Annotated in this window: 22 protein-coding genes and 3 pseudogenes; 13 read left to right on the forward strand and 12 right to left on the reverse strand. The window is 57.3% G+C overall.

Annotated elements, in window-relative coordinates; genetic code table 11:
• Positions 1 to 123: 123 nt before the first annotated feature.
• Positions 124 to 339 carry a hypothetical protein gene (locus GNZ13_RS17570; RefSeq protein ID WP_172166703.1) on the reverse strand — a complete coding sequence of 72 codons (216 nt, stop codon included), beginning with the start codon at positions 337 to 339 and terminating at the stop codon, positions 124 to 126.
• Between the two features lie 601 nt (positions 340 to 940).
• Here GNZ13_RS17570 and GNZ13_RS17575 point away from each other — a divergent pair.
• Positions 941 to 1,498, forward strand: a complete 558-nt coding sequence (locus GNZ13_RS17575; protein ID WP_172166704.1) for a Uma2 family endonuclease — start codon at positions 941 to 943, stop codon at positions 1,496 to 1,498.
• A gap of 36 nt (positions 1,499 to 1,534) precedes the next feature.
• Here GNZ13_RS17575 and GNZ13_RS17580 read toward each other — a convergent pair whose 3' ends face one another.
• Positions 1,535 to 2,179: a hypothetical protein gene (locus GNZ13_RS17580; protein ID WP_172166706.1), complete on the reverse strand. Its 645-nt coding sequence runs from the start codon at positions 2,177 to 2,179 to the stop codon at positions 1,535 to 1,537.
• Positions 2,180 to 3,067: 888 nt separating this feature from the next.
• On the opposite strand from GNZ13_RS17580, the gene phoU reads away from it, so the two are divergent.
• On the forward strand, positions 3,068 to 3,775 hold the full coding sequence (phoU, locus tag GNZ13_RS17585) for a phosphate signaling complex protein PhoU (RefSeq protein WP_172166708.1): 708 nt from the start codon (positions 3,068 to 3,070) through the stop codon (positions 3,773 to 3,775).
• A gap of 237 nt (positions 3,776 to 4,012) precedes the next feature.
• On the opposite strand, the gene GNZ13_RS17590 is transcribed toward phoU, so the two are convergent.
• Positions 4,013 to 4,585 carry a hypothetical protein gene (locus GNZ13_RS17590; RefSeq protein ID WP_172166710.1) on the reverse strand — a complete coding sequence of 191 codons (573 nt, stop codon included), beginning with the start codon at positions 4,583 to 4,585 and terminating at the stop codon, positions 4,013 to 4,015.
• 663 nt (positions 4,586 to 5,248) lie between these two features.
• Here GNZ13_RS17590 and GNZ13_RS17595 point away from each other — a divergent pair.
• Positions 5,249 to 5,458 carry a hypothetical protein gene (locus tag GNZ13_RS17595; protein ID WP_172166712.1) on the forward strand — a complete coding sequence of 70 codons (210 nt, stop codon included), beginning with the start codon at positions 5,249 to 5,251 and terminating at the stop codon, positions 5,456 to 5,458.
• Positions 5,459 to 7,035: 1,577 nt separating this feature from the next.
• Positions 7,036 to 7,704, forward strand: coding sequence for a hypothetical protein (locus GNZ13_RS17600; protein WP_172166680.1), 669 nt, complete (start codon positions 7,036 to 7,038; stop codon positions 7,702 to 7,704).
• 374 nt (positions 7,705 to 8,078) lie between these two features.
• Here the strand turns inward: GNZ13_RS17600 and GNZ13_RS52345 are convergent, their stop codons facing one another.
• Positions 8,079 to 8,297, reverse strand: coding sequence for a hypothetical protein (locus GNZ13_RS52345; RefSeq protein WP_236002046.1), 219 nt, complete (start codon positions 8,295 to 8,297; stop codon positions 8,079 to 8,081).
• Positions 8,298 to 9,095: 798 nt separating this feature from the next.
• On the opposite strand from GNZ13_RS52345, the gene hfq reads away from it, so the two are divergent.
• Positions 9,096 to 9,362, forward strand: coding sequence for an RNA chaperone Hfq (gene hfq, locus GNZ13_RS17605; RefSeq protein WP_172166682.1), 267 nt, complete (start codon positions 9,096 to 9,098; stop codon positions 9,360 to 9,362).
• Positions 9,363 to 9,737: 375 nt separating this feature from the next.
• Positions 9,738 to 9,886, forward strand: a pseudogene (locus tag GNZ13_RS54280) (IS21 family transposase); the annotation flags it as partial.
• 6 nt (positions 9,887 to 9,892) lie between these two features.
• On the opposite strand, the gene GNZ13_RS17610 reads toward GNZ13_RS54280, so the two are convergent.
• The 4 genes and pseudogenes from GNZ13_RS17610 to GNZ13_RS17620 form a co-directional block, all read right to left on the reverse strand.
• Complete coding sequence (locus GNZ13_RS17610; RefSeq protein WP_236002047.1) at positions 9,893 to 10,570, reverse strand: DnaJ C-terminal domain-containing protein; 678 nt, start codon at positions 10,568 to 10,570, stop codon at positions 9,893 to 9,895.
• Positions 10,571 to 10,717: 147 nt separating this feature from the next.
• A pseudogene (locus tag GNZ13_RS54285) lies at positions 10,718 to 10,909 on the reverse strand (DnaJ domain-containing protein); the annotation flags it as partial.
• A 217-nt stretch (positions 10,910 to 11,126) separates the two neighbouring features.
• Positions 11,127 to 11,372: a hypothetical protein gene (locus GNZ13_RS17615; RefSeq protein ID WP_172166685.1), complete on the reverse strand. Its 246-nt coding sequence runs from the start codon at positions 11,370 to 11,372 to the stop codon at positions 11,127 to 11,129.
• Positions 11,373 to 11,525: 153 nt separating this feature from the next.
• A complete protein-coding gene (locus GNZ13_RS17620) occupies positions 11,526 to 11,774 on the reverse strand; it encodes a hypothetical protein (RefSeq protein WP_172166687.1) in 249 nt (82 codons plus the stop codon).
• A 406-nt stretch (positions 11,775 to 12,180) separates the two neighbouring features.
• Between GNZ13_RS17620 and GNZ13_RS17625 the strand changes: the two genes are divergently transcribed.
• Positions 12,181 to 12,450 (forward strand): hypothetical protein, encoded by a 270-nt coding sequence (locus GNZ13_RS17625; protein ID WP_172166688.1) that lies wholly within the window; start codon positions 12,181 to 12,183, stop codon positions 12,448 to 12,450.
• A gap of 36 nt (positions 12,451 to 12,486) precedes the next feature.
• Here GNZ13_RS17625 and GNZ13_RS17630 read toward each other — a convergent pair whose 3' ends face one another.
• Positions 12,487 to 13,062, reverse strand: a complete 576-nt coding sequence (locus tag GNZ13_RS17630) for a phasin family protein (protein WP_172166690.1) — start codon at positions 13,060 to 13,062, stop codon at positions 12,487 to 12,489.
• Between the two features lie 1,215 nt (positions 13,063 to 14,277).
• Here GNZ13_RS17630 and GNZ13_RS17635 point away from each other — a divergent pair.
• Both GNZ13_RS17635 and GNZ13_RS17640 read left to right on the forward strand, forming a co-directional pair.
• A complete protein-coding gene (locus tag GNZ13_RS17635; protein WP_172166691.1) occupies positions 14,278 to 14,520 on the forward strand; it encodes a hypothetical protein in 243 nt (80 codons plus the stop codon).
• A 5-nt stretch (positions 14,521 to 14,525) separates the two neighbouring features.
• Entirely contained in the window at positions 14,526 to 14,921 is a 396-nt protein-coding gene (locus GNZ13_RS17640; protein ID WP_172166693.1) for an H-NS histone family protein, read from the forward strand.
• A gap of 25 nt (positions 14,922 to 14,946) precedes the next feature.
• On the opposite strand, the gene GNZ13_RS17645 is transcribed toward GNZ13_RS17640, so the two are convergent.
• Complete coding sequence (locus tag GNZ13_RS17645) at positions 14,947 to 15,222, reverse strand: hypothetical protein (protein ID WP_172166695.1); 276 nt, start codon at positions 15,220 to 15,222, stop codon at positions 14,947 to 14,949.
• A gap of 1,834 nt (positions 15,223 to 17,056) precedes the next feature.
• On the opposite strand from GNZ13_RS17645, the gene GNZ13_RS17650 reads away from it, so the two are divergent.
• Positions 17,057 to 17,710, forward strand: coding sequence for an NHL repeat-containing protein (locus GNZ13_RS17650; protein ID WP_172166714.1), 654 nt, complete (start codon positions 17,057 to 17,059; stop codon positions 17,708 to 17,710).
• A 305-nt stretch (positions 17,711 to 18,015) separates the two neighbouring features.
• Positions 18,016 to 18,294: pseudogene (locus tag GNZ13_RS17655) on the forward strand (phosphate signaling complex PhoU family protein); the annotation flags it as partial.
• A 237-nt stretch (positions 18,295 to 18,531) separates the two neighbouring features.
• Here GNZ13_RS17655 and GNZ13_RS17660 read toward each other — a convergent pair.
• Positions 18,532 to 19,104: a hypothetical protein gene (locus GNZ13_RS17660; RefSeq protein WP_172166710.1), complete on the reverse strand. Its 573-nt coding sequence runs from the start codon at positions 19,102 to 19,104 to the stop codon at positions 18,532 to 18,534.
• Between the two features lie 663 nt (positions 19,105 to 19,767).
• Here GNZ13_RS17660 and GNZ13_RS17665 point away from each other — a divergent pair.
• Together GNZ13_RS17665 and GNZ13_RS17670 are read left to right on the forward strand one after the other, a co-directional pair.
• Positions 19,768 to 19,977, forward strand: coding sequence for a hypothetical protein (locus GNZ13_RS17665; RefSeq protein ID WP_172166712.1), 210 nt, complete (start codon positions 19,768 to 19,770; stop codon positions 19,975 to 19,977).
• 1,577 nt (positions 19,978 to 21,554) lie between these two features.
• A complete protein-coding gene (locus tag GNZ13_RS17670) occupies positions 21,555 to 22,223 on the forward strand; it encodes a hypothetical protein (RefSeq protein WP_172166680.1) in 669 nt (222 codons plus the stop codon).
• 374 nt (positions 22,224 to 22,597) lie between these two features.
• Here GNZ13_RS17670 and GNZ13_RS52360 read toward each other — a convergent pair whose 3' ends face one another.
• Complete coding sequence (locus GNZ13_RS52360; RefSeq protein ID WP_236002046.1) at positions 22,598 to 22,816, reverse strand: hypothetical protein; 219 nt, start codon at positions 22,814 to 22,816, stop codon at positions 22,598 to 22,600.
• Positions 22,817 to 23,193: the final 377 nt, after the last annotated feature.

A 23,193-nucleotide genomic window follows, 5' to 3' on the forward strand; every position in this document is an offset into this window, starting at 1 on the left:
AACACCTTGTCTCGTATAAAGTGTCGCGATGCAAGAAAAGACGCACTATCAGCACGCCCGATGATTCAGGACTGCGTTCCCGTTGTTTGGTAAGCCGTGTGGGGTTTGTCCAGACAAAGTATGTTACTGAGACTCGAGAGCGTCGAGTCGCGCTTGCGCAATCTCGCCCGGGTGTTGGTGTTGGCAGTGGTACGCGTCGAACAGCTGTGAGCACAGCTGAGCAAGTGAAGCCAGGTCCACGGCCTGGTCTGCGTGCTCGACCTCTCCTGCGTTGAGTACGTCATCGAGAACCGGAGCGAGACGGCGCAATCGGCGGAAAGTGGCGTCGTCAAGTTTCATGTTGGACCTCCTGTCGTCAGCCGGTAGAGCGCATGCTGAACGGACCTGCACCAAAGCTTTGGCTACGTCTGTCCGTCTCGCCCGTAGGACCTGCCGGCCGGGCCGCAAGGAACTTTTTGATGTCTCTGCCTATGAGGGACGCATAGCATCCGGGCAGGTCAGGCAGGTGTGGGTAGAGCCAACGCGCGTATTCCAAGGCTCGCGGCTCGCACGCCAATAAAGGTTGCGCAGTACCCAGTTTGGCGCCCCCAAGGGTCCGTATGTTCGGGCCCATGGCATTCGTGGTGCGGCCCGGAGGCGCACCTTGCAGTCAATGGTTTGCCTGACATCATAAAGCATCTGATTTGTGAGGCCGATTTGCGGTCCTCATGTTCGTGCTGCCGCCGCACTGCACAACAAATCTGAGAAATTACGTGAGCATTAGACTGCGATTGCCCGCAGTGTAGGCGATGCACCGCATCGGACGATGCCGCTGACGCGAAACAATTGCTTACGGGATGCCGGCTAGCATAGTCGCGATTTGTGCGGCGCACAAATACATAATGATTGTCAAGCCGCTAGGGGAGGGTTTACGCTCAGGTGACTTCCCCGCGAGACGACTATGGGCACGCCTGCTCTTCTGGACCGTTACGAACTGCTTGCCGCGTGGCATCGCCTCATTCCGGAGGTAGAACATGCCGGGCGCCACCGATACGAGCTAGACGAACTCGGCGAAACGATACTGAATCCCGCCCCATCAGCCAGGCGCCAGATAGTGCTCACGGACGTCTTCTGTCACCTGACCGAACAGATTGGTCACCTTGCCGCCATGTCAGTACCCGTGATTACTCCAGCCCTTGGCATCAGGGTCCCCGATGTGGTCTGGATGCCGTGCGAAAGATGGGAGAGTTTCGACCGCGACGAGCCGGTGCCGTTCGCGCCCGACCTGTGCGTTGAAGTGCTCCTCGATAGCGACAGGACGCATGACATCGACCGCCGGGTAACAAGCTATCTGGAGGGCGGTGCAACCGAAGTCATCGTTGTATGCCACTCCGGACAGGTTGAGTTCTGGGGCTCCGCGGGCCGGCGACAGGCTTCATCTTTCGGGATAGCACTATCTCTCGACAGCATGTACTTCGAGGAAGCCGGTGTGTCTTCCCGTGGCACCGTACGAGGTTAATGACTTGCCCGGCCACGGCATGCCTCATTGATTCCATTATGGTCGGTCGGCACCTTTCCGCTGACGCCCCGAAGTCGCCGCAGGGAGGACATTGTCGCCACCTCGTTCACGGCGACTAAATGTCTCTTGTCGTCCCATTTGCTGTCGTCGCTTCATTTGCTCGTAGCACACGAGCACGGCTGTCCGCTCAAGCCTCATCACGCCGTTGGCGTCCGTGTCAACATCACCTAGCTTTCCATCCTGCGAAAGCTTTTTCACATGTGCCGGCGATACGTTCAGAAGTCTCGCGACTGCGTCGGCGGACATCCAGTCTGTACTGTCATCAGCCCCGTGCGCCGGTCCTTGCCTGGCAGACTTCGCTTGCTGAAGCCTCGCAGGCATTTCACGCGCCCGTAGCGCTGCGACAAGCGTCGCCCGACGTTCGCGGTCCGCATCACTATCTGCAAGCAGGTCGTCTTCAATAACGCGCTGGAGGAGCGAGGGGACGGCCTCACTTAGCGCCTGCGACAGTCGGTCGAGCGTCTTTTTCTTTCGACCATCCATGACGGCCGCCAAAAGGGCCGCGAGCTCCTCCGACAGGGCGGTAGCAATCGGCTTAAGGGCTTGTTTGAGGTCGTCGCCCGAGATAGAAATCCCCGTCGACGCGATGTCCTTCACCTTAGACTTGCGCTTTGCAGCCATGGGAGCCTCATGAAGGTTAAAGATAGGGCGCGGGGGTAGAGGTTAGTCGAGGCACCGCAGCCTCTGTCGACACGAGTGCTTGCGTCGAGGCCGGGGCTGCATACACGGTTCTCATCACACATTTAACGCAAGTGCCCCCATGTTATCCCCAACCTTGCCAACAAAATCTGGGGATAACTGAGGCCGAGCGTCTCCGATATCGAGTTGATTGGGCTTCAGGTATCTGGAGCATCCAGCTACCGCCTGGTGCAACGACGGACACGCAAAGGTACTCCCACGTCGCGACACTCATCGTATGGTGCGTCACATTGGTGTCACCAAGGTGGCGCACCGTCGCAAACCAGCGTCGAGCGGACACGACTGTCAAGGTCTCCGGTCAGGATGTGTGACCGTCCGACGTTGCGTCGAAACGTCAGCGAAGCAAGCGCGTCTGCCAATCGACAAACGCGCTCTGAGCCATTGGGATTGACCGCTCGCTTCATTTCGGGAGAGTGACATGGTGCCGCGCGTCGAATTTTGCACCTGAATAATACGGTATATACTGTTTTTAACTGATGGCTTAACGGTTGAGGTTGACGGTCCTGATGGTCTGGACGGAGGCAGGCAGGGACGCCGGAGCCTACGCTCGGCGCGGAATTTCAAAATCCGCCGCCTGGTTCCAAGGTGCCGCTGTGTAGCGGATGCCCCCCCAAGCGCAACTTGGCTTATGCCATTAGCGGTGGTCGGGGCAATGCACCGATGTATCGGGCGGCCGCCTCACGGAACGGACGGCATTCATGTATCTCGGCGAGCTCGTCGGGATTGGTACAGCCCGAACAGATTCGGTCAAACTGGACACGGCGGGCAACTAAAAATTACGTCACCGGCCGCGTCGGTTGAGGAGCAAATATGCCGGACAAACATCTCTCAAGTCAGTTCGACGCTGACCTCTCTCTGCTTTCAACACGGCTGCTCGAAATGGGTGGCCTGGTGGAGTCACAGATTGTCCACGCAATGGAGGCGCTGAACACGTTCGACGTGGACCTTATCGAACGCGTCCTCGAAGGCGAACGCCGCCTCAATGTGATGGAAATGGAAATCGACGAGGAAATTAGCAACGTCATCGCTCGTCGACAACCGGCCGCTCGTGACCTGCGCCTCCTGATGGCTGCTTCAAAATGTGTCACCAATCTTGAGCGTGCGGGCGACGAGGCGCGCAAGATTGTGAAGCGAACCCAGCGCATTGCGAAGGATGCCAACGCGCCGAAGGTCAACATCGCTGAAATCAAGGTTTCGGCCGAAATGGCTTCGAACGTTTTACACCGTGCCTTGGACGCGTTCGCGCGGATGGATACGACCGCCGCAGAACAGATTATCCGGGACGACGAAGCCATCGATAACGAGTTCCGCGCTTTTGTGCGAAAGCTCGTGACTTACATGATGGAAGACCCTCGGACAATATCCCCTGGGCTGGACTATCTGTTCATTGCGAAAGCCATCGAACGTATCGGCGACCATGCGACCAACATCGCCGAGTCCGTCGTCTACGTTATCAAGGGTACCAATGTTCGTCATGTACCCCGAGAGCAGCTTGAGCTCGATGCCTTGCGTAGTTAAGCCTCGATAAGGAGGCGCGACGCTCGCCAGCGTTCTGATTGGCGGTTGTGTGTGCCAGCGTGGCGGTGCAGCTAAACTTCAATCCGCCCGCGGTGGAGCTTTGGGATGCGAAGTGCATGGACCCCCACGCGTACAGCGCACGCCCGCCTTCAAAACTGCTGGACGAAAATAAAGCGGCCGTCCAGATTTAAGCGCAGAGCATGTCTTTTAACAGATAGTTTTTGTATTGGATGTCAGTTACTTTTTAATGAACTTGTTGCACTGCCGGTGAATCGAGGTGATTTCAGCTGTTGTATGGTGGTTCAGAATAACCGCCTTCAAGTCGGATTCCGTTCTTCCGCTTCCGAACAAATCAATTTGGTACCCCGCCTCTACCGCATCACCAACATCAACGTTATCACCATCAGCATCCGCCTTTGTAAAGACTATGGTTTTCATTACACCGTCGGTCTGGGGGTTTGCCGTGTTCGTGCCAGGGCACAGCGTTCTAGAAAACTGACCACCTTGCAATTCCCCCAACATGGTGTACCGAGTACGCCCGTTGGGCTTGAGGGTATCGCGGTCACAACCACAAAAAGTACCCTGTGAATCAAAAAAAGCGTATTCGAGCGTGAGCGTTAATGGCGTGGGATTGAGGAAAACGAACTCTGTGTTATCAGTCACTATCGGGGATGGCGGGTTATTGAAGTCCGTAAAGCTGTCGTTGAGCTTCCAATGCCCTACCAGATAAGGGCCAGAGTCTGCTGCTGTTGCCATTCCTCCATAAACCAATGTCACCAACAGACCAACCACGACTGACAGCTTTTTCATGTTAACCTCCGCATGTTCAAGGTACGCCACTAGACCCTTCGTCTTTTAACAAGACAAAGGGCGTTCGAGTTTGTCGGAGCCATTACTGAAATTCGTAAAGACGTGGTCGCGTCGAATTACACCGAGGCCGGTTACGCGGCGGAACTCCTGCACTGTCCTTGCCCAAAATTTGTTTGAGCCGGTTTGGCAGGCGCTCGCCTTTCGCGAGAATTCGCTTAGCCCTTATCTTAGGCAGCCACGAGACGCTTTTCAAGGTTAACGGCCGGTCTCCTTTGTGCCGAATTACTTAGCCCGATGGCGAGCCTTTCGTCAACGTGCCCCGACGCCGCCCACGAGCGCTACCCGTCTACGCGATTGATTCCACGGCCTACGACGCGATACTTGCCTGTAACGTTGATGTGTCCAAGTTCACAGAAAGGTCATCAAACGTTGCACCTTCGTACCCAGGGGCGCTCGTGGGGACGGTCGCCGCCGTGGGGCGGCGACAGAATTGTGTTTGTCCTAGAATACGAAGGGCGGCGCGCCTGGCGTTGCCCGCGACCACAACCTCTGCGCTGGGAAAGGCACTGCCGGATTGAGCGGTGAGGTAATTCGCGCCCCAACGCGATTGGCCTGCCGGCGCAGAGTTAGCCGGTACAGGTTCTAGCTGAATGGCGGTTGTCGATGGAGCAACTCTTTGTTTCCCGCGCTAGCGCCATTGAACGACTTCTCGAGAGAAGGCGGGAACTCACATCCGAAGTTGAATTCAACCCGTCTCTTGCGGTCGCGATTGAGGACGTCGAGCGGCTTCTGCTTCACGTCAGAGCTGGTCGCCTGGATGTGTTTGAGTTCGCCGACGGCACGGGAGAGATATCTCGCATTTACATTTTGTAGATGCGGCGCTGGCTGTCCTGGTCGCGCGCCGTCATCGGGATGCCGAAGTCACAAACCGAGACGGAAAAGCGCTTGAACGTTCCTATCGCCGCACGGCCGGACGGTGGCTTCGCGCCCGGTGTCGCGTGCGTGACTGAGAGAAGCGCAAGAATAATCGTGATACGGATGGCTATGGTTGTGATAGCGAGGCGCCCTGACGGAGTGCCGGCACCTCTTAGACTCAGGCTGCGTCGGATGCTGCCAGTCGGCGGGCAGTTCTGTGAGTCCGTAAAACTCCCGGGTGAGTTCAGCGAGTTCGTTGCGAATATTAGCCAGCGCCTCATAGTCCGCGACACGCGCTGCATAGACGTCGCTTGAGGTGACAACCTGGCGATGTAGGGGAAACAGGGGATTGTTATAGCGCCGCTGCAGATGCCGCTCCATGGCTCCCGGCGCCGCGCTCCATTTCCACCGAGGCAGGGTGCGGGCGTCAAAGCCCTGGATAGCCTGTACCATCGGTTTGAAAAGCGGCAGAACTGAAGGAGCGGTTGGATAAAGGGATTGCCGACATCCGCGCAAACGGGGTCTACGGAACGATATCGAAGAAGTATTTCGATTTCGACGTTTCGGGCGGCTGATGCCGGTGACTCGTCGTGCCGACTCAACGTCAAATTATCAATGTCGCTGCCGCAACTGGGTGGGCACTGCTTGCCGGGTGTGCGCCTTCGCGTTACGTCGTGGTTCCGGAGGGGACCGCGCCGCTGTCGCAAGAGCAGGTCACCACGCTGGTCAGCAACGCAAATGTTCGCGCGTACATAAACGGCTTCGACGCAACCATGACCACGAGGAGTGATGGTTCCGTTCAATACGCCATACAGCCGGGCAAAGAGCATGATGCGCCGCAAGCAGTCGTGTGGCACGCGCATGGTAGCTGGCACGTTGAGCAGACCGGCCGCTTTTCCGTTTCCTTGACGTGGCCCTCGGCTTCGTCCAGCCACTGGTGTCGATAATTTTTTTTACCCCTTCCGGGTATGGAGCCAGCAACAATCACGAAGCCACACGGTTGGAGGACTGGAGCATTTCCAGGAATTAGACTCCCAGGTTGGCGTAGCGCACTGGGCCATCCCCGTAAATCGAGCGGCAGGTCGGCAAATGCGTTGTGGTTACCTAGTCTTTGCATGCTTGCAAAGTTGCTGTCTTGTAATCGTCACGACGCTTGCCTATAACACATCATGCATCGCAATCTTGATGCGGTTGCTGACACATAGAGTCAGCCCGAGCAGACTTCTGTGCGGCGTTTCAGTACCTGTCTGCCAGCAATAAGCCGACAAGCGATGGCTTAGTGACCGTTCTAGACCAGCCAAACGACTCGGTAGGTTTCTCCCCATGTCAATGAGGATGGAGGGCGCATTTCGCTTTTCGGATTTCTCGTTACGTCGGCACAAGTTTTACCGAATCACTGTGGATGAATACTTGCACTCAAATCAAGGGGTGAACCTGAAGACCCGTCTAGCCAGCGCGATTTGATAGCAGATGCGTGAAATCACTAGCCCGCTGCGCCCCGGCGCGGCGCCATTGCCTTGCCCGAAGGTGCTGATATGACTAAAAATCCTCTCCCGTCCCGCCGTTCTCCCATGCTCAACATCGCCGGACGAACACTGACCGCAGTTGCCGCCTTCGCGGCTTCATGTCTGCTCGCGTATGGCCAGCCTCCCGTCGTGACGAATACCAGCACCTACGGAGATGCCGCAGAAGCCTCCGGAACGATTGTGGACAACTGCAAGTCAGGCTTCTTTGACATACATGTGTACGCAAATGCAGGTGTCACGCATGGTGGCGGGGCAACTACGCAACTTGCCGCCTATAGCTTCGTGGAAGTCGCCGGCTACGATACCTGCACTCAAACCACCTTTGGTAACTCCTACTCCGGACCCGTTCAGTTCTCTGCGGACGACAGCAAAGGAGTACAGGTTCCCAAAACAGTAACTGCATCTGGTCAGTTGCCATCGGACGACGGTACCGACACCGTAACCTTTAATATGGCTCTCAACGGGGTTGGTGTCGCGTATCAGGATAAGCGCGACGACCATGAAATATTTTCATTCGGCAATAGCGTGCTAAAGATTGACGATAAGGCCGATATGAACGCCACATTGGGAACCGGAGCAGTAACTATCTCCTCGCAAAGCGTTGGGAATCTAAGCGTTTCAAACTTTGTAGTTTACCTATACAACTACAAGACACACGTACTAACCGTCACCCGATAAATAGTGTTTGTTGACCCGTAACGAGCTCGAATCCGATGCTCTGAATGTTACTTAATCTTTTCTTGTTCGAGTCGATGCGGCGCAACTTGGCCTGCGCGGATGCGCAATGCGCATCGCACTGTCTGCCGGAGTATCTCTGAGGTTTTCCGGGAGCTGACCCATCTGCAAGGCGGTCCGTGTGGACCGCCTCGCGCTAGCAAAAAGACCCCCATCCACATGATGGCTTTGATGTCTGAAGGGGGATACAGAAGAACAAGAAGTTAAAGACATCTTTAGCGAACCGGTATTTTACCCGCAAGGCGCGTTCGTTTTAGACTCCCTTGGCGTTCCGCCCGCGCGCTGCTTCTCGCTAGCCTGCGATGGCTCAGCTCCGGTTAGCCATGGTTGTCGACCCACGCTCGTGCCCAGTCCAGGCCGACCAGCTGGGCCTCTTCTTCCGTTTCACAACTGCCGAGGACTCCCGAGGCTTCCACGAGCCTGCCGTTTCGGGTAATGGTCCCGCTTGCAGCGTATCGCACAGGTTGAAGAATATCTTCCTGTTGCAGAATGGCATGCCCCCAGATGCGGTATCCCCTGTAGCTCTCGGCTTCCATCAGCGGTTGCCCACCCGTACTGCGCTTCCATCGGACCCGACGCGGAGCACGTTTCCATCTGAAGTGGTGACTCGCGGGATATCGGACTCGTCTGGAGCGATGTGTGGAGCGCCGAAATGTCTGGCGCGCGGCTTGGCAGTCAGCTTCGTACTGGCAGTCGCCGGTTGATGCGCCCGCGTCTTTACAAGATGGGGCGCCGAATGCTGGTGCGTCATATGTTTCTGGGCGGTCCGGGCCTGGTGCAATCGACTCTGTGCCTCTGGTGGATTCCCGACGTCGTGATGTTCGCCCGCTAACGCGGAGGAAGCAAACGCCAATACTAGCAAAGCGCATCCAGCTATTCTCACCTTCTCTTCTCCATATTGCGCCGCTTGAGCCACTCGCTACAGCGGTCCCCCTGTCCCACGCAGGTGCCACATCGCAGCCGGGGCAAAAGTGGCGGCCGAGAATGGAATCGTCGACCCGCCACGCGCTCCCACTCTTCGGACTGGCCGTGCCGACTGCGTGGCCATTTTCGCATGCGTAGAACTTTGGTTCACCTGCCTTGCTGCGCCCAACTGCGTCGTCGATGACGGCGTCACCGAACACGCCCCGCAACTGGGTCATGAATGCCGCCAGCTCCGGCATCAGGTGCAGGGCCGGTTTGCGAACACGGGTGTCCATGGCGCTAGCCATTGTGAAACCGGAGAGCCCGTGCCGGAGGGCGGCTAGCGGCCGACATCGCCAAAAACACCTCACTCTTTCACTGAAGGTGTAAGCGTACAATGTCCCGGAGCACGACCGGCGGCGGAGAACAACATGTCAAATCAAGCCTCAGTTCAAGACGAATTCCTGCAGACCCTGCTCAAGGGAAAGACCCCGGCAAGCGTTTACCTGATTAACGGAATCAGACTGAGCGGCCAGGTCGCGTCGTTCGACTCATACGTAGTTCTCCTGGAGTCCCCGTCCGGCCACCAGATGGTATTCAAGCACGCAATCTCTACGGTGATGCCCAGCACAGGGGAGCGGGCGCCACGGTCGCTTCCCAATGCGGAAGACAATCGGGCGAGAACCTCGCGCGCGTAGTGCACGGGTGCTACGCGTAAGTGTGGTCCCTCGTTAAGCGAATGAGGCACGCCCCAGGTATCCGACGCACGCTATTCCGGAGCAACAGCCCGTCGCGACACGGCATCCGCCTCAAGGGGGAGCCCGACAAGCTCAATGGGTTCGCCGGCCGCCTCCGATTGCAAATTTAGCGGCTTCAATGGATGTGTGCTTGGCGGTCACCGCGCTTGAGGCGATGGACGGTTAGCGAATTTTCGCACGGGGGCCCACGACCGACAGCGTGTGCCAGCGTCCGGGGCTGGCAGGGGATAGTCGTCCAGCTTCAGATGCTTGTGGCACATGTGCCCGTGTTGTCCATGACCTTGCCAAGAAAATGTCGGAATAAGTGTCGCAGGGCGTGGCGGGTATACGGGCGGCATCGGCCACCTCAAAACGTTTCTGGCGCCGCACAAGCACGCCGAGGCTTCGGTGCGGTTCGAAACCGCACTGGGCAATCAAACGCCCACGACTTCACGGTCATTCAACGCGGACGCGCGCCGCCGCTGGAACCCTCACTTAGCGGCAGCCGCGTTGAACATTGCCCGCAGTATTTCTTTGTGCTCGGACCTCAACCGGCGAGCACTGGCGGGCAAATCAATGACGACCTTAAATTTGAGGTCACCGTTTTCTCCGGTCTTCGAATTCTTCAACCCCGCTTTTTCCATCGTGATGATTTTCCCCGCTCGGGTCATTGGCGGCACGGCGACCTTGACGTTCGCGCCGAATAACTCGACCGGGACCGAGCCGCCCAGCATGGCTGTGACAAAGTCCACCGTAAGGTCCCGGGTCAGGGTAAGGCCGTGCAGCTTGTAGGTGCGATGTGCCTGGACCTTGATGCGGCAGAAAGCCGCACCCGGTGCACCCCCATTCAGACCAGGGCCTCCGGCGCCCTTAACACGCAGCACCGTTCCTTCGACGACACCGGGCGGGACAGTCACCCTTATCGTCTTCTCAGTCTTGACTACGCCCTTTCCGTTGCAGTTCGGACATCGTGTCTCGTCGACCGCGCCGTAGCCACTGCACGTTCTGCAGTTGCGCCCATGGCCGTTTTTGCCGTCGCCGCCGCATGACGGACACGCGAAACGACCGGCGAGCTTGCCGTTTCCGTCACAGGTCCCGCACGGCCTCGGTGCACGCATCGTTACGTCCAAAGCGCCGCCGAAAATTACCGTTTCGAGCGGGACCGTCATCTTGCATTCGATATCCGCACCTTGGACCGGCGGCGGTCCACGTCGCCTGTTCCATTGCGCCCGGACGGCCTCGTCAAAGGACGAGCCTGGCGACGCATTACCGGATGAGCTAGACCGGCGTGGTGAAATCTGGAGGTCGTAAAGCTCTCGCTTGCGCGGGTCGCTCAGCACGTCGTACGCGCTCCTGATTTGCTGGAACCGCGTTTTGGCGTCGTGCGGGTTGGCCGGGTTGCGGTCCGGGTGCCAGCGCATCGCCAATCGGCGGTACGCCTTCACGATATCGTCGGCAGACGCGGTGCTCGCAACGCCAAGCGTCTGATAATGCGTATCTGAGTTCAACGTTTAACTGCCAGTAACGGTCCCGCAGAGTATGCCGGCGCAATTGAATGCCCATTGTACGGAATGTCACTAGCGGTTCGGGAAATCGCCCCTGGGAACGCGACGCGCTCGTCAGCCGTTCGCTCGCCGGCGCGCCGTTCCAGGGTGGTGCCAGGTCGGGCTTAGTGGGCGGTGGAACGACCGGTGCTGGTCCAGGGGCCCCGAGTTGTAGCGTACTTCACGGATTGGGCTGCTCCCAAGGCAACTCAGCACCATGCGCACGAATCGCTGCAATCAGCTCTGCGGCAGTAATCTCGTAGCGTATTTCGCGATGAATGCCGGGCTTCCGTTGGTCGACGTCGATGAGCAGGACGGCCTTGCCGTCTGCCGCCGCTTCCAGTCGCAAGACGCGCACGTCTTGGCCGGTCGTGTCGTCTCGCTCAGTCATCAGAATCATCGTGCCTGTCGCACCGTTGATACGCATGAAACATCTCCCATTGCTTGCATTTCATCGGGGTTCGATTGCCCGGCCGAACATTCGTCGCGGCGTCGGCTGCACCCACCGGCCAAGTTGAGCTACGAAGCTGCCTGCGGCGGGACGTCGCAAACAGCGGATGAACCGGTAACGAGCTGCATGCTACAGATGCCTCGCTGTCGGATTTTCGCCTGACGTGCGGGACATGAGGATGTCAAACGCTTCGCGCGCGTCTTTCAGTTCTTGCATCGCGACTTCGAACGCCACGAGCTCCAGCGTCGACGGCTGTCCGTCTCCATCCGAAGCAAAGTGCGGTTGAAGAGCGGCCAGCGCAGCTTGAACTGCCCGAGCAGCATTCACCACTCGTTCCAGCGCAAGTGCTTCATCAGTTGGCTTCCTTACTGTGGGCATACGGCTCCTTGCGACAAAATAGCGCTACCGAAGGCGCCATTCCGGCCGTGCAAACCTCCAGCGACGAGAAAACGCATACCTGTATAAACACCCCGTAGTATGAGCACCGTTGCGGCTCGGCGCAGCCGCTCGGTCTGGGCGGAGCGAGCGGCGACGTCTAACCCAATCATACGGCACTTGTGTAAGCACGTATTGTTAGCTCCTGCTCTCAGGCGGGAACACGCGCCAGGTACCGTCATCGTGCCGGAAGAAATAAAGTGCAACCGGGCCTTCGGGTCGCAGTGCCTCAACGCATACATAACGTCTCCCGTTAGAGGCTGTGCGACCGAATCGGGTTACCCGAACTGGCGTCGCGGAAGTTGGCGTCAGCCATTTTTCAACCAGCAAATGCAAAGACTTTTCTGCGGTGGTCATCCGCTTCTCCTTCAACCTCGCTCCCGTTGGTTCGGTCGTACCTCATTGGACTTGGCATGACGAAGTTTCGGCCACAAGGAGTCTGGTCAATTCGCATGATTGGCAGTGGACGCAACCCAACGAAGCAACGGCGGCCACCCGCGCAACGGTGCCCGCGATTTTCTGGCTCAGGCCACTGCTCCATGACGGCGTCCGAGGCGCGCTGGACGCCGCGGTGCTCCAGAAGGCCACGCAAAAAAAAAGCGAGCAGGGGCTCGCTTGAAGAATTAGACGACGGTGGCCGACGCCAAAAACGCTGTTACTCCTCAGCGGCGGCGACTGGTACGACGGCCTGTCGAGTCCGCTTAGCCGAGGTCGACGACGCAGCGCTAACATTGCTTTCGGCAATCTCAACCGCTTGCTTCGTAGCGTTTTTGGCAGCTTCATACGTCGTGCTGGCCGTTTCGCTGGCCGTCGTGATGAATGTCTTCCATGCTGCCACGGCGGTTTCGCTTCCGGCAGGTGCGTACTTCGCGAACTTGTCGACGAACTCTTGCGTCTCGCGATAGTACTGCTGGAACTGCGCTTCAGCCGCCGCCGCGAATTCACCTTGCGTGCTGGAGATGATTTCGTACACGTTACGGCCGTACGACTGCACTTTGTCTGTCACGGACTGCGTATAGCTGGCCTGCAGAGCGAACAAGTCCTGTGGGTCTTTGACCGAAAGCGCCTTGGCCGTGATTTCCTGATTTTCGGTGAGCGTCGATTTGACCGCTTGCAGGTTCAGCTCAACCAGTTTTTCAATGCCGCCGAAAAATTTGTTCAGGAGTCCGGATATTGTTTCGAAAACGACCTTCTGCGCTGAAAAAAGTTGTTCAGGGGCGAGACTGCTCATCACTAACTCCATAAGGGTGGACGTGGCAAGTCTCCGGAACACCGCCGAACGGCATTACAAACGACGAGCCACAGAGTAGGAACGTTGGTGCGGTGCAGCGGAATTCATTCTAGGACTGGGTGTGCGAATGTCAATCGTTTGCTGCGTTGCGGCGATACGCGGCGTGTACCGGAGACGCTGGATGCCCCGCTGGTATTGATGCGCAGCGGTTCTCCAGGGAAAACCCGGTCAACGCTTAGGGCCTTGCCTGGAGGTCATACATGCACATTTACTTGGGTGTGTGCAACGCCGCAAAAAAGGTTGCAGTCAGCCGGCCGAAGCCATTGTGGAGCGCTGTCGAACTCGAAGCGCAAAGTCGTTGGCGGCGCGTGCGTATAGGCGTGAGTGAAGACGACGTGCAATATTGGCGACGCGGAATCACTGTTCCGCCGCTGAACGCTTGTACGCGTCTCGCCGCTGTTCTGAATCTCGACGGTTACTGGCTTTGCAACAGGGCAGACCCATGTCGCCTAGTCCGCTCTTCGTGGGAATCTTTGGCTCACGAGTTGGTACCCTGTGAGTCCAGATGCGTCCTGATGCTCGCACCTCGGTCGGCGTGGCGCCCGCGACGATTCATCTGCGGTCTTTCACGCGAACATAGATTGCAGGGGAGTCCAGGTCGCCAGTGAGTTTGGTGCTCCACTGCTTCGTAGCGTTCATCGGAAAGTCCTCCGATATTGGGGACGATTGTTGCCAACCCCAGCGTGGCGCTCGCCGATGCAATCTCCCCTCGGCCAGCGTTCATTCGTAGCCGTGACGCGCGAACCAGTTGTCTTCCGTGTCGGCACGGGCATGTCGAAGGCAGAGCATGAAGGAGTCCGCCGTGCAGATACTGGTTGCATCCGACCGCGGCTCCGCCCATCTAGATTTTAGGGATATGCTGCGTCTAAATGACATCGCTACTCGTGTCTTTAACCTCTTCACTTGAAGTGAACTTCTTCGGACACGTTAGCCACGGTTCTTATGAGACTCTTTTATTAGGACGGCCCGCTCGACGCAAGCGTCTCGGATGCCTGGTAACCCGATGGATTGGCAACGAGAGACGGCGCATTGATGTGCATTGGATTAGCTCATGCAAAATGTTCTCGGAGCGGAGAGAGGCAATCTCGCGTAGCGTTGACTGCGCCCCGTCGGCATACAATGTCCGCCGAGTGTTTACTTCCTGGTGAGGACGCGATGGCCGATAACATTGGGGCGAAGGTCATGCAGGGCGGCGAATCGGCCGGACAATTTGATGCTGCGTGCAATCAGGTTCGGCAACGGACGGGCGCACGCTGCGCTGCCGTCATCGTTATCGACGGCGACGCCGGCTCGGGATACTCGGTCGTGGGACCGCTGGACGCGCAGGTTTTGCTGCCTGACATTCTGCAGCAGATAGCGGTCACCCTCCGGGGACAACTCACGAAGAACTTGCAGTGAGAGCTGTGAGCAAGAAGACCTATCGGGAGTTCTTGGCCGACCTGGCTGAGCTTGAGAAGCGCATTGAAAGCGCACGGCGTATCGAACGCGATGCCGCCATCCAGAAAATTCGCACATTGATGCGCGAATATGGTATCGCGCCGAGTGAGTTGGTTGGCCGGAAGCGTGGACGGCCTCCCGTCCCACCGCGATACAGGAACCCAGAAACCAGGCAAACCTGGACCGGATGGGGCGCACGCCCCAAATGGCTGGATGGTAAGGACTCGCGGGAATTCCTTATCGTCAGGCCATGGTCTACAAGCACTCTGGCGCAAACGCCCGAGTCAACGGATGGAACCCACGCTTACAACAAACGTCGCGACGGCACCGCAACTCAGACAGCCAACTGCATTACGACGTGAGACGATGGCTCGAATTTCCGCAACCTCAGCTAAACGTGGCCATCGATTCTTCGATGGGCTCGAAGCCGCGATTCTGACGACCGAAGAGTGTCTCAGGGTCGGCACGGTCCTCTACCGGTGTTTCGCTCAGTTCGCGGAATGTCGTGACAAGGCTATGCCATGAAGCAGCCCACCGTGTCTCCCTTAAGCGGACACCAGTGGTGTCGGTAATCCGCAAGACACCAGTGTCAGGGAAGAATGTGAGCGTGACGGCGATGCCGTCAATGACGCAGGTTGCGGTACATGGTTTCGTCGCCAGCACGTTTGCCTCCATTGAAATGTGCAGTCAGAGCGCCGCTCGGGTGACGGGCTGGCACAACTACGCAGTGAATGTGCCTACGACCACACCGCTTGCCCGTTTCGCTTAAGGCACAAGGGTTTAATCAAGCTGAGTGCGCGGCAACCAACACGGGAGCGATTCAAAACGTGACATGGTGTTGGGCCGCTGCTAACACCAACGCTACGAAGTCCCAACACAAAGAACCAACACCAGGAGTCACAAGCGGGATAGTGCAGGCTGGCACCGACTGTTATTGCAGACAAATTACGACAAGGCGCTCGTTATGACATTGCGGTTACAAGCCGGTGGTCTAATGCCCCCCGAAGCCGTGCGAGCCGTCTTGCGGTCCGCTCTTCACCGGGCTCGCAGCCTCTAGCTCGAGCTTTATCGCCGCTATCTTGTATTCGCCTCAGTGCCCGTCTATAACACTTCATGCAACCCAATTCTAATGCGGTTGCCGACTCAAAAAGTCACCACCGGCAGACTTCTGTGCAACGTTTAGCACCTGTCTGTCAGCACTAAACCGCCAAGCAATGGCTTAGTGATGCAGTACTCCCTCCCTCCTATAACGCTGGTTCCGGTCGCGGCAATCTCTCATTGAAGTAGAGACATTGCTCGCGTTCCCAACAGAAGACCGATTCGATGGATTTCTCCCCATCTCTATGAGGATGGAGGGGGAGCGTTTGGCTTATTCGGATTGGCGGATTTATCGCCACCGGTTTTACCGGAACGCTCGGGATGAATGCTTGCTCGCAATCAAGGGGTGAACATGAAAACGCGTCTGATAGCAGGAGTCGGCACGAATTGGTTGCAGCAATGCGCGCAGTGCAGTACCGCGTCGCGACGGCAGGAGCGCCGAGCAGAACCTCGACCGTTTCCTCGCGCGTTGCCCGTGAGTTGAGACCGTACCAATCGCAAACACGTCGGCTCCGTTCGTGTGAGCCATTGCCTTGCGCGGCTTCCGCTAGGGAAAACGCAGGCTAGGCCACCTGCGTTTTCTTCGATAGCCACACGACTTGGTCCCATTCGTCAAGAAAGTATTGCAGGCATTGGCAATTGTCACATCCATTGCAATGGAATTCACCGGATGCCGAGAGTAGGCGACAGTCATTACGGCATCCGGATAGTCTTCCCGTAGAACCATAGGAGACACTGAAATGACACATTCTCTCTTGTCTTTTCGTCGCGGCTGGCTCAAGGCTGCAGGCGGAGTTGTTGCTGGTGCTGCCCTTGGCGGCGTGGGTCTGCTGCCAGGTCGAGCCCGCGCCGATGGGACAGCGACTATCCTGCCGATTGATGGTTGGCATAACGCCTTCTGGAGTATGTCTGGGCGATTCGTTTCTCGATATCACGTACATTACCACCGGTAACCCGATGGTCGACTTGGAGACGTTCCTAACCTCACCTGGCCTACAGTACGCCGCCTTCCGGTCGCAAGCAACCGGACCGTTTACCCCATATTACTTGGCTATTAACGGGCTGCCGCAAGGCACCCAAGGTCGGTGCACCGTCAGCCAAACTGGCCTTATTGCTAAGTCCAGTACAGCCAATCCAAACAGTCGAGTCGCCTTGGATGGGTTCCCTGCCGAGGTGATTGATTTACACCCGCTCGGTCCGTAGCGACGGTTGGGCGGTGTCGTGCGGTGCCGCCCATTGTGTGCAACACACTGCCTCTGAGGAGGTCACCATGAACATTCCATGCCCCCCCTTTGCGGTAGCTCAGGCGTTCTCTTTGCTGCGCCTGACGTAAAACCCAATCGTCCAATACACCATGGCGCCGCGTCGGCGCGGACCTTTCCTGAAAGGAGTCATTCCCGTGAACAAGAAGAACTGTGTGCTGGTACTGCTTGCGGCGCTGTGCGCGCCGCTCACCAATTATCGCAATGTATTGCGCTCCATCCTGCTGTCCGCAGCATTGGGGTTCAGTGTGTTGTCGGTCAGCCAATCCTCGAGGGCGCGGGAGCTGTTCGTCGGCGACGTTGGCGACAATTCTGTCAAGCGTTTTGATGCCTCGAGCGGGACATACCTTGGCGCCTTCATTGCGCCGAAGACTGCCGGGCTGAAGGGGCCCATGGGGATGATTTTTACGGGTGGGCAACTTGTGGTTGTCAACCAGAACCTGGGCACCGGCCAGTCCGGCGAGATTCTGCAATTCGACGGCGCGACCGGCACTTTTGTCGGCAAACTTGTCGCCTCGAGCGACCGAAACGCACCCTTCGCACCGCGCGGCATTGTGCGCGGGGGGCAGGACAATGGCTTCTACGTGGCCGATATCGGTGCACAGTCTAGCAAGTGTTCCAATCAAGGCAATGTCAAGGAATATGACGCCGCGGGTGCCTTTCTTGGCAATCTGGACCGGCAAGCGTTCACTGCCGAGTTCCATCCGCGAGGTGTGGTGTTCGGGCCGGACGGTCTTTTGTATGTCTCGGCGGTCGGTTGCCTCGACCCGAAGGTTAATCATGTTTCGTGACATCAGTGTGTCGTCGGTCGCAGATATTCCTGGTCATGCGCTGCGAGCCGGACACCGGCTCAGCTCGTGGTTGTCGGGGCGCACTGTCTTAGTCCTGTATTGGAAGGTATCGGAGTCAGCGCAGAGCGGTGGGCGGTAGACACCGGCAAGCTGCGGAGCGCCGAGGCCCGTGTGCCACTGGGCGCATCCACCAATTGACAAAGCGCGCATTGTGGCACGCGGACTGACCGTCCACTGCGGCCGTTGTCAGGCGTTGTTCGTTGACGGTCCACCCGGTGCCATCCATGGCAATGCGGAGCGTACGCTTTGCGAGGATGGATACCGTTGCAGCAGCGCAGATTGTCCGGGATGATGAAGCCATCGACAATGAGTTCCGGGCTTTCGTGCGCAAGCTCGTAACGTACATGATGGAAGACCCTCGGACGGTCTCGAATGGACTGGACTACCTGTTCATCGCGAAGGCCATCGAGCGTATCGGCGACCATTCGACCAACATCGCCGAGGTTGTCGTCTACGTTATCAAGGGTACCAATGTTCGTCATGTACCCCGAGAGCAGCTTGAGCTCGATGCCTTGCGTAGTTAAGCCTCGATAAGGAGGCGCGACGCTCGCCAGCGTTCTGATTGGCGGTTGTGTGTGCCAGCGTGGCGGTGCAGCTAAACTTCAATCCGCCCGCGGTGGAGCTTTGGGATGCGAAGTGCATGGACCCCCACGCGTACAGCGCACGCCCGCCTTCAAAACTGCTGGACGAAAATAAAGCGGCCGTCCAGATTTAAGCGCAGAGCATGTCTTTTAACAGATAGTTTTTGTATTGGATGTCAGTTACTTTTTAATGAACTTGTTGCACTGCCGGTGAATCGAGGTGATTTCAGCTGTTGTATGGTGGTTCAGAATAACCGCCTTCAAGTCGGATTCCGTTCTTCCGCTTCCGAACAAATCAATTTGGTACCCCGCCTCTACCGCATCACCAACATCAACGTTATCACCATCAGCATCCGCCTTTGTAAAGACTATGGTTTTCATTACACCGTCGGTCTGGGGGTTTGCCGTGTTCGTGCCAGGGCACAGCGTTCTAGAAAACTGACCACCTTGCAATTCCCCCAACATGGTGTACCGAGTACGCCCGTTGGGCTTGAGGGTATCGCGGTCACAACCACAAAAAGTACCCTGTGAATCAAAAAAAGCGTATTCGAGCGTGAGCGTTAATGGCGTGGGATTGAGGAAAACGAACTCTGTGTTATCAGTCACTATCGGGGATGGCGGGTTATTGAAGTCCGTAAAGCTGTCGTTGAGCTTCCAATGCCCTACCAGATAAGGGCCAGAGTCTGCTGCTGTTGCCATTCCTCCATAAACCAATGTCACCAACAGACCAACCACGACTGACAGCTTTTTCATGTTAACCTCCGCATGTTCAAGGTACGCCACTAGACCCTTCGTCTTTTAACAAGACAAAGGGCGTTCGAGTTTGTCGGAGCCATTACTGAAATTCGTAAAGACGTGGTCGCGTCGAATTACACCGAGGCCGGTTACGCGGCGGAACTCCTGCACTGTCCTTGCCCAAAATTTGTTTGAGCCGGTTTGGCAGGCGCTCGCCTTTCGCGAGAATTCGCTTAGCCCTTATCTTAGGCAGCCACGAGACGCTTTTCAAGGTTAACGGCCGGTCTCCTTTGTGCCGAATTACTTAGCCCGATGGCGAGCCTTTCGTCAACGTGCCCCGACGCCGCCCACGAGCGCTACCCGTCTACGCGATTGATTCCACGGCCTACGACGCGATACTTGCCTGTAACGTTGATGTGTCCAAGTTCACAGAAAGGTCATCAAACGTTGCACCTTCGTACCCAGGGGCGCTCGTGGGGACGGTCGCCGCCGTGGGGCGGCGACAGAATTGTGTTTGTCCTAGAATACGAAGGGCGGCGCGCCTGGCGTTGCCCGCGACCACAACCTCTGCGCTGGGAAAGGCACTGCCGGATTGAGCGGTGAGGTAATTCGCGCCCCAACGCGATTGGCCTGCCGGCGCAGAGTTAGCCGGTACAGGTTCTAGCTGAATGGCGGTTGTCGATGGAGCAACTCTTTGTTTCCCGCGCTAGCGCCATTGAACGACTTCTCGAGAGAAGGCGGGAACTCACATCCGAAGTTGAATTCAACCCGTCTCTTGCGGTCGCGATTGAGGACGTCGAGCGGCTTCTGCTTCACGTCAGAGCTGGTCGCCTGGATGTGTTTGAGTTCGCCGACGGCACGGGAGAGATATCTCGCATTTACATTTTGTAGATGCGGCGCTGGCTGTCCTGGTCGCGCGCCGTCATCGGGATGCCGAAGTCACAAACCGAGACGGAAAAGCGCTTGAACGTTCCTATCGCCGCACGGCCGGACGGTGGCTTCGCGCCCGGTGTCGCGTGCGTGACTGAGAGAAGCGCAAGAATAATCGTGATACGGATGGCTATGGTTGTGATAGCGAGGCGCCCTGACGGAGTGCCGGCACCTCTTAGACTCAGGCTGCGTCGGATGCTGCCAGTCGGCGGGCAGTTCTGTGAGTCCGTAAAACTCCCGGGTGAGTTCAGCGAGTTCGTTGCGAATATTAGCCAGCGCCTCATAGTCCGCGACACGCGCTGCATAGACGTCGCTTGAGGTGACAACCTGGCGATGTAGGGGAAACAGGGGATTGTTATAGCGCCGCTGCAGATGCCGCTCCATGGCTCCCGGCGCCGCGCTCCATTTCCACCGAGGCAGGGTGCGGGCGTCAAAGCCCTGGATAGCCTGTACCATCGGTTTGAAAAGCGGCAGAACTGAAGGAGCGGTTGGATAAAGGGATTGCCGACATCCGCGCAAACGGGGTCTACGGAACGATATCGAAGAAGTATTTCGATTTCGACGTTTCGGGCGGCTGATGCCGGTGACTCGTCGTGCCGACTCAACGTCAAATTATCAATGTCGCTGCCGCAACTGGGTGGGCACTGCTTGCCGGGTGTGCGCCTTCGCGTTACGTCGTGGTTCCGGAGGGGACCGCGCCGCTGTCGCAAGAGCAGGTCACCACGCTGGTCAGCAACGCAAATGTTCGCGCGTACATAAACGGCTTCGACGCAACCATGACCACGAGGAGTGATGGTTCCGTTCAATACGCCATACAGCCGGGCAAAGAGCATGATGCGCCGCAAGCAGTCGTGTGGCACGCGCATGGTAGCTGGCACGTTGAGCAGACCGGCCGCTTTTCCGTTTCCTTGACGTGGCCCTCGGCTTCGTCCAGCCACTGGTGTCGATAATTTTTTTTACCCCTTCCGGGTATGGAGCCAGCAACAATCACGAAGCCACACGGTTGGAGGACTGGAGCATTTCCAGGAATTAGACTCCCAGGTTGGCGTAGCGCACTGGGCCATCCCCGTAAATCGAGCGGCAGGTCGGCAAATGCGTTGTGGTTACCTAGTCTTTGCATGCTTGCAAAGTTGCTGTCTTGTAATCGTCACGACGCTTGCCTATAACACATCATGCATCGCAATCTTGATGCGGTTGCTGACACATAGAGTCAGCCCGAGCAGACTTCTGTGCGGCGTTTCAGTACCTGTCTGCCAGCAATAAGCCGACAAGCGATGGCTTAGTGACCGTTCTAGACCAGCCAAACGACTCGGTAGGTTTCTCCCCATGTCAATGAGGATGGAGGGCGCATTTCGCTTTTCGGATTTCTCGTTACGTCGGCACAAGTTTTACCGAATCACTGTGGATGAATACTTGCACTCAAATCAAGGGGTGAACCTGAAGACCCGTCTAGCCAGCGCGATTTGATAGCAGATGCGTGAAATCACTAGCCCGCTGCGCCCCGGCGCGGCGCCATTGCCTTGCCCGAAGGTGCTGATATGACTAAAAATCCTCTCCCGTCCCGCCGTTCTCCCATGCTCAACATCGCCGGACGAACACTGACCGCAGTTGCCGCCTTCGCGGCTTCATGTCTGCTCGCGTATGGCCAGCCTCCCGTCGTGACGAATACCAGCACCTACGGAGATGCCGCAGAAGCCTCCGGAACGATTGTGGACAACTGCAAGTCAGGCTTCTTTGACATACATGTGTACGCAAATGCAGGTGTCACGCATGGTGGCGGGGCAACTACGCAACTTGCCGCCTATAGCTTCGTGGAAGTCGCCGGCTACGATACCTGCACTCAAACCACCTTTGGTAACTCCTACTCCGGACCCGTTCAGTTCTCTGCGGACGACAGCAAAGGAGTACAGGTTCCCAAAACAGTAACTGCATCTGGTCAGTTGCCATCGGACGACGGTACCGACACCGTAACCTTTAATATGGCTCTCAACGGGGTTGGTGTCGCGTATCAGGATAAGCGCGACGACCATGAAATATTTTCATTCGGCAATAGCGTGCTAAAGATTGACGATAAGGCCGATATGAACGCCACATTGGGAACCGGAGCAGTAACTATCTCCTCGCAAAGCGTTGGGAATCTAAGCGTTTCAAACTTTGTAGTTTACCTATACAACTACAAGACACACGTACTAACCGTCACCCGATAAATAGTGTTTGTTGACCCGTAACGAGCTCGAATCCGATGCTCTGAATGTTACTTAATCTTTTCTTGTTCGAGTCGATGCGGCGCAACTTGGCCTGCGCGGATGCGCAATGCGCATCGCACTGTCTGCCGGAGTATCTCTGAGGTTTTCCGGGAGCTGACCCATCTGCAAGGCGGTCCGTGTGGACCGCCTCGCGCTAGCAAAAAGACCCCCATCCACATGATGGCTTTGATGTCTGAAGGGGGATACAGAAGAACAAGAAGTTAAAGACATCTTTAGCGAACCGGTATTTTACCCGCAAGGCGCGTTCGTTTTAGACTCCCTTGGCGTTCCGCCCGCGCGCTGCTTCTCGCTAGCCTGCGATGGCTCAGCTCCGGTTAGCCATGGTTGTCGACCCACGCTCGTGCCCAGTCCAGGCCGACCAGCTGGGCCTCTTCTTCCGTTTCACAACTGCCGAGGACTCCCGAGGCTTCCACGAGCCTGCCGTTTCGGGTAATGGTCCCGCTTGCAGCGTATCGCACAGGTTGAAGAATATCTTCCTGTTGCAGAATGGCATGCCCCCAGATGCGGTATCCCCTGTAGCTCTCGGCTTCCATCAGCGGTTGCCCACCCGTACTGCGCTTCCATCGGACCCGACGCGGAGCACGTTTCCATCTGAAGTGGTGACTCGCGGGATATCGGACTCGTCTGGAGCGATGTGTGGAGCGCCGAAATGTCTGGCGCGCGGCTTGGCAGTCAGCTTCGTACTGGCAGTCGCCGGTTGATGCGCCCGCGTCTTTACAAGATGGGGCGCCGAATGCTGGTGCGTCATATGTTTCTGGGCGGTCCGGGCCTGGTGCAATCGACTCTGTGCCTCTGGTGGATTCCCGACGTCGTGATGTTCGCCCGCTAACGCGGAGGAAGCAAACGCCAATACTAGCAAAGCGCATCCAGCTATTCTCACCTTCTCTTCTCCATATTGCGCCGCTTGAGC

Source organism: Paraburkholderia elongata, assembly GCF_013177735.1.
GTDB classification, from domain to species: domain Bacteria; phylum Pseudomonadota; class Gammaproteobacteria; order Burkholderiales; family Burkholderiaceae; genus Paraburkholderia; species Paraburkholderia elongata.